We start from the raw sequence: 7,895 nt of genomic DNA, 5'->3' as shown, positions 1-7,895 counted from the left end.
TTATATAGGGGGTGGGGTGTACCATTTACTGGAAACCCCCCACCCCTTATATGCCGGAGCTGAAGATACTATCGCCCAATAGTATGCAAATCTCGGTTCTTCGTCTCACCGGTGATAGCAATAAAGAGTACGGAGAGCAAAGCCGCCGCGCTAAGATACATGCCCACGTATCCAACACCGCCAATGGAGTTCAAATAGACTGCCACAAAAGGAGTCAAAGCTGCACCAAGAATGGACGCTGCGTTATAGGCAATACCAGAACCCGTATAACGTACGTGAGTTGCGAACAACTCTGGAAGGTAGGCAGACATAGAACCAAAAGATAGGCCCATCAGTGCCATACCTACAGACATGTACGCGGTCAACAAAACGATGTTTGCGTCTTCACCAGTACCGATAGTTTCGGGGGAGATGAAGAAAGAGAACGTCAAACCGTAAAGAGACATGAGCAAAGTGGTGATGAGTTGTTGCTGTTTACGCCCAGCAATATCTGCCCACCATCCAGATACAGGAATGAAGACGATAAAGAAAATAATAGATACGAGCTGTACCATGAGGAAATCGTGATAAGAGATACCCAAGCCACCTTTTTCGACTTTGCCAATTCCGTAGGAAAGAATCCACGCTGTCATGAGGTAGAACAAAACGTAGCAGGCAATCATGATGAAAGTTCCTTGAATCATCGGTAGCCATGCAGTTTTGAGTGCCTCGACCAAAGGCGCTTTAACACGCTCATCCTGTTTCAAGACCTGAGCAAATACAGGAGTTTCTTCGAGCTTGAAACGTACATAGAGTCCGATGAAAACCATCACCAGAGACGCTAGGAAAGGAATGCGCCAACCCCACATCATGAATGTATGGGACATATTGGACGAATCAGCGGTGGAATCAAAAGACATGAGAGTGGTGAGGAAGAGGACAAACCCGTTCGCCAAGATGAACCCGAATGGTGCTCCCAACTGGGGCCACATGGCAGCGCGTGCACGTTTGCCTTCTTCTGCATACTCTGTAGCGAGTAGAGCTGCACCAGACCATTCTCCGCCTAGCCCAAGACCTTGAGTAAATCTTAAGATGGTGAGCATCGCCGGCGCCCATAATCCAATCTGGTGATAGGTAGGAAGCAAACCAATTAGGAAGGTTGCAATACCCATGGTCAATAACGCGCCAACGAGGGTGGCTTTACGTCCGATACGGTCGCCAAAATGTCCGAAGATAATAGAACCAATGGGGCGTGCTACGAATGCGGCACCGAATGTTGCCATGGAAGCTAAGAGCTTGGCAGTGTCATCGACACCGATAAAGAACAGTGCCGGAAAAACTGCTACAGCAGCGGTTGCGTAGATGTAGAAGTCGTAGAACTCGATAGTAGTTCCAATGAGCGAAGCAAGAATTACTCGACTTCGTGGAACTGGCGTTTTGTGGTGCGCTGATGCGCTGGGTGTATCTGGTGTGGTTCGTGTAGCCACGGGTACCTCTCTTGGAAAGAATCAGACGTTGTTGGTCTAATACTTTAGGACGTGAGAGGACAGAAAACCCTGCTTGTCTCATTATGTGAAAGATTGTGTCTTAGGGTAGAAACAGCTACACCTAACATCAGAAACAACCCTCACCACGCAATTACTTAATCGTAGCTATCGTCGCACCAGCTGAAACCGTATCCCCAGCCTTAAGCTTCAACCCACTAATCTTCCCAGAACGATGAGCCGTAATCGGCTGTTCCATCTTCATTGCTTCCAAAACAACAACAAGATCCCCCTCAGAAACCTTATCCCCATCCTTAAGAGCAACCTTGACAATAGTGCCTTGCATCGGCGAGGTCAGCTCATGAGAATTAACTGCAGCAGTACGAGAGCCCCCACGTTCTTTACGCTTCTTAGCCGTTGGCGCAGGCTTAGTAACCGAGCCCAAAGACTGAGGAAGAACAACCTCAAGACGCTTACCATTGACCTCAACCACCACCTGATGACGCTGTTCGCTCTGCTCATCCACAGAACCAGCCGCCCCATCATAAGGCGCAATCGTGTTATTAAACTCCGTCTCAATCCAGCGTGTATGCACACTAAAAGGAGAATCGCCCTCAGGCGCAAACGCCGGATCAGAAACCACCGCACGATGAAAATTCGTCACCGTAGGCATACCCTCAACCACCAGTTGAGATAACGCACGACGAGAACGCTCTAACGCCTGCTGACGCGTCGCCCCCGTAACAATGAGCTTGGCAAGCATCGAATCAAAAGAACCGCCAATTACATCGCCCTCAACAACGCCAGAATCCCAACGAACACCAGGGCCAGTAGGAATCACCAGCTTCTCAACAGTACCGGGAGAGGGCATAAAAGAACGACCCGCATCTTCACCATTAATACGGAACTCAAACGAATGCCCATGCAAAACAGGGTCAGAATATCCAAGCTCCTCACCTCGAGCAATACGGAACTGCTCTCGAACAAGGTCGATACCAGAGACCTCCTCAGAGACAGGATGCTCCACCTGCAAACGAGTATTAACCTCCAAAAAGGAAATCGTCCCATCCACACCAATCAAGAACTCACACGTACCCGCACCCTGATAACCAGCCTCCTGCAAAATTGCGCGAGAAGAATCATAAAGACGCTGTTGCTGCTGCTCAGAAAGAAACGGCGCAGGAGCCTCCTCCACCAGCTTCTGATTACGACGTTGCAACGAACAATCTCGTGTAGACACCACCACAACATTGCCATGAGCATCAGCTAAACACTGCGTCTCAACGTGACGTGGAGAATCCAAAAAACGCTCAATAAAACACTCGCCACGACCAAAAGCAGCCGTCGCCTCACGTACAGCAGACTCATAAAGTTCAGCAATCTTCTCACGCTGACGAACCACTTTAATACCGCGTCCACCACCACCAAAAGCAGCCTTAATGGCAAGAGGAAGACCAAACTCATCAGCAAAATCTTCAACCTCAGCCACAGAAGACACAGGATCCTTTGTCCCCGGAACCTGCGGCGCCCCGACCTTATCTGCAATATAACGTGCTGCAACCTTATCGCCAAGTAACGTAATAGATTCTGGGGAAGGCCCAATCCACGTCAAACCCGCATCAATCACACGCTGAGCAAACTCAGCATTCTCAGACAAAAAACCATAACCGGGGTGAACAGCATCAGCGCCAGAACGCTCTGCAACACTAAGAATCTTATCCATCACCAAATAAGAATCTGAAGCAGTGCTACCACCTAAAGAATAAGACTCCGTCGCTAACTTAACGTGCAAAGCATCGCGATCAGAATCAGCATAGACCGCAACGGTGCTGATACCCTCATCTTCAGCAGCGCGAATAACACGAACCGCAATTTCACCACGATTCGCCACTAAAACCTTAGAAACAGGACCTGTATGACGACCCGGCACGCTCATAAACTGACCACGTAGACGTTCGGTGTTTTTGCTCAATGAAAAAGCTCCTTGCCACCCCAAAGAGGTTAGCTATATTCTTCTGCGACAAGCACAAATAAAGATTATGGTTGAGAAAAGTCTACATTCTTATCACGTCAGCAGAGTTCTTTTCTTAGCTGATAGTACCGAAAAAACCAGAAGATTTTTGAAAAATTATGCCGTTTTCGTCCAAAAATTGGTGATAGAAAGACCTAAATCCGCCAACATATCCTTAAGCGCATTCACCGACAACCCCACCACCGTATGGTACTCGCCCTCAATACCGCGGATAAACGCAGAACCAAACCCATCAATCGTAAACGAACCAGCCACAGCAAGCGGCTCACCCGTCGCCACATACTCATGAATCTGATCCTCCGAAAGAGCATCGCAATGCACCGTAGCAGTACGTAACTCAGACGACGAACGCCCGTGCACTACCCGAGTATCAATCAGCCAATGCCCCGTATGCAACAACCCCGAAGCACCACTGAACAACCGAAGACGCTCAACAGCCGTACTTGCGTCATGAGGCTTACCATAAGCCACACCATCTAACTCAAAAACAGAATCGCACCCAAGAACAATAGCCCCCGGTACATCAACCAAACGAGCAACATCCTCAGCCTTAGCACGAGCCAAAAGTAACGCAACCTGAGCCGGAGTCAGCTCACCCAAACCTTTAACATCAGCATCCTTTTGAGCACGAGCCACAACAGCGTCCTCATCTACCGAAGACACACAAACCTGAAAAATAATCCCCGCATCACGAAGAAGCTTCTGACGAGCAGGCGAAGAAGACGCCAAAACTAATGTTGGCTCAACATCAGAAACCAAAGAAAAAGAACTCATAACTACCAGTGTAGAAGTAACACCAGAAAGAACACATACCTTAACATCAAAAGGTGCCGGTATATATCTTAGAAAAGATATATACCGGCACCTTCAACAACAGTCTTTACCCGCCTACGCAGGAAAAACTAGGTATGCTTAGAGATCCAAAGCCCTCTCCAAGCTATCAAGACCCATAGAACCGAGCTTCAACACACGAGTATGGAAATCACGGTCATCTTCTTGACGAGCACGAGCTTTATCACGCAACTGACCCCAAATGCGCTCGCCAATCTTATAGCTAGGAGCCTGGCCTGGCCAACCTAAGTAACGAGCGTATTCAAAGTTTAGTTGGCCCTCAGAAAGGTCTAGGTTTGCTTTGAGGAACTGGTAACCGCTCTCTGCATCCCATACACCGGCAGGAACACCAAGTTCTTTTACCCAACGTTCTGGAATTTCAAGACCACAGTGCACACCAATATCGAAGACTACGCGAGCTGCACGCATACGCTGGTTATCAAGCATGCCCATGCGGTCACCGGGATCTTCTAAGAACCCAAGCTCTTGCATCAAACGCTCAGCGTAAAGAGCCCAGCCTTCACCGTGACCAGAAACCCAAACACCATTAGCACGCCACTGGTTAAGAGTCTGAGACATAGCGGTTGCTACAGAAAGTTGTAAATGGTGTCCCGGTACACCCTCATGGTAGACCGTCGAAACTTCGCGCCATGTACCAAAGGTTTCTTCTCCTTCAGGAACAGACCACCACATGCGACCGGGGCGCTCAAAATCGGGGGAAGGTCCAGTGTAGTAGATACCGCCTTCTTGAGTGGGAGCAATCATGCACTCTAGCTCGCACATGGCGCCACCAATATCAAAATAATCGCCGGCAAGAGTTTCCACCGCACGATCTGAGAGATTCTGCATCCACGCTTTTAGTTCTTCAGTACCATGCAACGTACGTTCAGGGTCAGCATCAAGAACAGCCTTTGCCTCCTCGATGGAAGCACCTGGTTTAATCTGCTCAGCAACTTCTTTCTGCTCGTCAATAATACGTTCTAGCTCTTGAACGCCCCACGCGTAGGTATCCTCAATATTAATCTTTGAACCGAGGAACTGGCGAGAGTATAAACGGTAACGGTCAATACCGACTGCGTCCTCTTTCGGCGCTACCGGCAAAAGAGTTTCACGAAGATAAGAATTAAGGGTACGGTACCCTGCAATGGCAGCGTCTGCACCTTCTCGCGCCTGCTGTGCTAAATCAGGGGCATGCTGAACAACTTCTTCATGAAGCTTTTGGAAAAAACCATCTTCAGCAATATACGCATCGGTCTGTTCAATGACAATTTCTACCTGACGGCGCGCCGCAACATTTCCACGTTCACGCGCATTTTCTAAGGTGCGAATATAGTCGTCAATCGCGGCAGGAACATTCTTCATACGTCCTGCAATATGAGCCCAATGTTCAGGAGTCTCGCGATTCATCAAGTCAAAAATTGCGCGAATACTTTGCGAAGCAGAGGCAATGTTATTAATTTCCCATGTGCCTAACCCTGCTTCATGCAATTCAAGTTCGAGACCGAGTCGTTCTTGCATCGCGTCAATGGTGACCTTATCAACATCATCAGCGGGTGTTGCTTGTTCAAGACGAGCAAGAGTCTGACGAATCAACTCAATAGATTTCTCGTGACCTTCGGGGGAGAACACATCACCGTATTCTGTCTCATGTCCAGCACGTCCCGCTAACGTTGCAGCTGAAGGATCTAGCTGAAGAGTCGCTTCATAATATTCATTAGCGATGGCGTCTACAGATGTGCTCTGACGTTCTTGGCGGTAAACCGCAGGAATGGTATCAAATTTCGACATGCCTCCATTCTACTGGGTAATCCTTTTGTGAAGGCAAGCACAGTCCAAAATCTTAATCTCAAAAAACAGTTTTTAGAACCTACATAGGGCGAGCACGACGCCAAGAACCAGGGCCAGGGCGTAACCGAACACCTAGACTCTGCCCACGTAACAAACGACGCTGCCACTGCCCCATAGACGGTTTCTGCTGTTGTTGATGAGACTGAGCCACAGCAAGTAAAACAGTAGATAAGGCTGCCAGTTCTTCCTCCGTTGGGTTACCTGAAACTACCGAAAAAAGTGGTTCTTGCTCTACTTCTGCAGGGGATTCTTGCTGTTCTGAGGAGCGACGAGAGCCAAGAGAAAACGCAAAACGTAGCGACGAACTAGCCATCACAAACTCCAAACAATAGACAGGATCGAAAAACTCATAGTGCGCAACAGCAATTACAAGGGGATATTGCCGTGCTTTTTCGCCGGTTGCGTCTCACGCTTATCGCGAAGAGCACGTAACGCACGAATCAGTCGCACACGCGTCTCAGCGGGAGCAATAACCTCATCAACATAGCCCAGCTCTGCCGCCTGATAAGGATTAAGTAATTCTTGTTCATATTGAGATACCAATTCTTCTCGTCGAGCCTCAACATCTCCTTGAGCCTGAGCAACCGACGCCAACTCACGACGATACAAAATATTGACAGCACCCTGTGCGCCCATCACACCAATCTGCGCAGTTGGCCACGCAAGGTTAATATCTGAGCCAAGCTTCCGTGAACCCATCACAATATAGGCACCGCCATAGGCTTTACGAGTAATCACCGTTACCAGAGGAACCGTTGCTTCAGCGTATGCATAGAGCAGTTTTGCGCCACGGCGAATAATGCCGTTGAACTCTTGATCTTTACCCGGTAAGAACCCCGGCACATCAACAAAAGTCACTACAGGAATGTTAAAAGCATCGCAGGTTCGAACAAAACGTGCAGCTTTCTCCGAAGCATTAATATCTAAGGTTCCTGCAAACTGTACCGGCTGGTTAGCGACAATACCTACGGTGCGTCCCTCAATACGGGCATAACCAACCATCACATTAGGGGCGTAGAGTGCTTGTAAAGGTAAAAAGTGCCCGTCATCTACGACAGCCTCAATAACGGTACGCATATCATAAGGCTGGTTAGCTGAGTCAGGAATAAGCGTATCTAAAGAATAATCCTCGTCGATGAGATCTTCTTCCTGATCATGGTCCACTGTCAGAGGTTCCGAAAGATTATTTGCTGGTAAAAATTCGAGGAGTTCTCGCACGAAGTCAAAAGCGTCTTCTTCATCCTCAGCAAGATAAGCTGACGTTCCCGTCACAGCGTTATGTTGATGCGCCCCACCAAGGGTCTCCATATCAACGTCTTCACCAGTTACCGTTTTAATAACGTCAGGTCCGGTGATGAACATGTGTGAGGTCTTATCAACCATGATAATGTAATCCGTCAGCGCAGGGGAGTAGGCTGCACCGCCGGCACAAGGACCTAAAATGACAGAAATCTGGGGAACTACCCCTGAGGCACGAACATTCATGCGGAAAATGTCGGCAAACATCGCTAATGAAGCGACACCCTCTTGAATACGCGCTCCGCCACCATCGTTGATACCAATTACAGGGCACCCATTATCAAGAGCAAATTTTTGTACCTTAACGATTTTTTCGCCATTGACCTGTGAAAGAGAACCACCATATACGGTGAAATCTTGCGAATATACTGCTACAAGACGACCATCTACTGTTCCATAACCACAGACGAGACCATCACCTA

6 protein-coding genes are annotated in these 7,895 nt (G+C 48.5%); all 6 read right to left on the bottom strand.

Translation table 11 applies throughout. The features are described 5' to 3' along the window. Window positions 1–68: 68 nt before the first annotated feature. On the bottom strand, window positions 69–1,466 hold the full coding sequence (locus ACN08Z_RS08260) for an MFS transporter (protein ID WP_419104048.1): 1,398 nt from the start codon (window positions 1,464–1,466) through the stop codon (window positions 69–71). 151 nt (window positions 1,467–1,617) lie between these two features. Then, window positions 1,618–3,399 carry an acetyl/propionyl/methylcrotonyl-CoA carboxylase subunit alpha gene (locus ACN08Z_RS08255; RefSeq protein WP_419104049.1) on the bottom strand — a complete coding sequence of 594 codons (1,782 nt, stop codon included), beginning with the start codon at window positions 3,397–3,399 and terminating at the stop codon, window positions 1,618–1,620. Between the two features lie 192 nt (window positions 3,400–3,591). After that, window positions 3,592–4,269 carry a Maf family protein gene (locus ACN08Z_RS08250; protein WP_419104047.1) on the bottom strand — a complete coding sequence of 226 codons (678 nt, stop codon included), beginning with the start codon at window positions 4,267–4,269 and terminating at the stop codon, window positions 3,592–3,594. 138 nt (window positions 4,270–4,407) lie between these two features. Next, complete coding sequence (locus ACN08Z_RS08245) at window positions 4,408–6,114, bottom strand: DUF885 domain-containing protein (protein WP_419104046.1); 1,707 nt, start codon at window positions 6,112–6,114, stop codon at window positions 4,408–4,410. A gap of 79 nt (window positions 6,115–6,193) precedes the next feature. Continuing rightward, window positions 6,194–6,487: an acyl-CoA carboxylase subunit epsilon gene (locus ACN08Z_RS08240; protein WP_419104045.1), complete on the bottom strand. Its 294-nt coding sequence runs from the start codon at window positions 6,485–6,487 to the stop codon at window positions 6,194–6,196. A 53-nt stretch (window positions 6,488–6,540) separates the two neighbouring features. Next, window positions 6,541–7,895 (bottom strand): acyl-CoA carboxylase subunit beta (locus ACN08Z_RS08235; protein WP_419104044.1); only part of this gene is annotated, 1,355 nt, incomplete at its 5' end.

The sequence above is a fragment of the Rothia sp. P7181 genome, assembly GCF_048513015.1.
Taxonomy (GTDB): domain Bacteria; phylum Actinomycetota; class Actinomycetes; order Actinomycetales; family Micrococcaceae; genus Rothia.
Note: the sequence above shows the minus strand (reverse complement) of the source record. Positions and strands in the feature narration are given on the sequence as shown.

Excerpts from the sequence above, each read along its gene's own strand:
- ACN08Z_RS08250 (WP_419104047.1), bottom strand. The coding sequence starts at position 4,269 with ATGAGTTCTTTTTCTTTGGTTTCTGATGTTGAGCCAACATTAGTTTTG.
- ACN08Z_RS08240 (WP_419104045.1), bottom strand. The coding sequence starts at position 6,487 with ATGGCTAGTTCGTCGCTACGTTTTGCGTTTTCTCTTGGCTCTCGTCGC.
- ACN08Z_RS08255 (WP_419104049.1), bottom strand. The coding sequence starts at position 3,399 with ATGAGCGTGCCGGGTCGTCATACAGGTCCTGTTTCTAAGGTTTTAGTG.
- ACN08Z_RS08245 (WP_419104046.1), bottom strand. The coding sequence starts at position 6,114 with ATGTCGAAATTTGATACCATTCCTGCGGTTTACCGCCAAGAACGTCAG.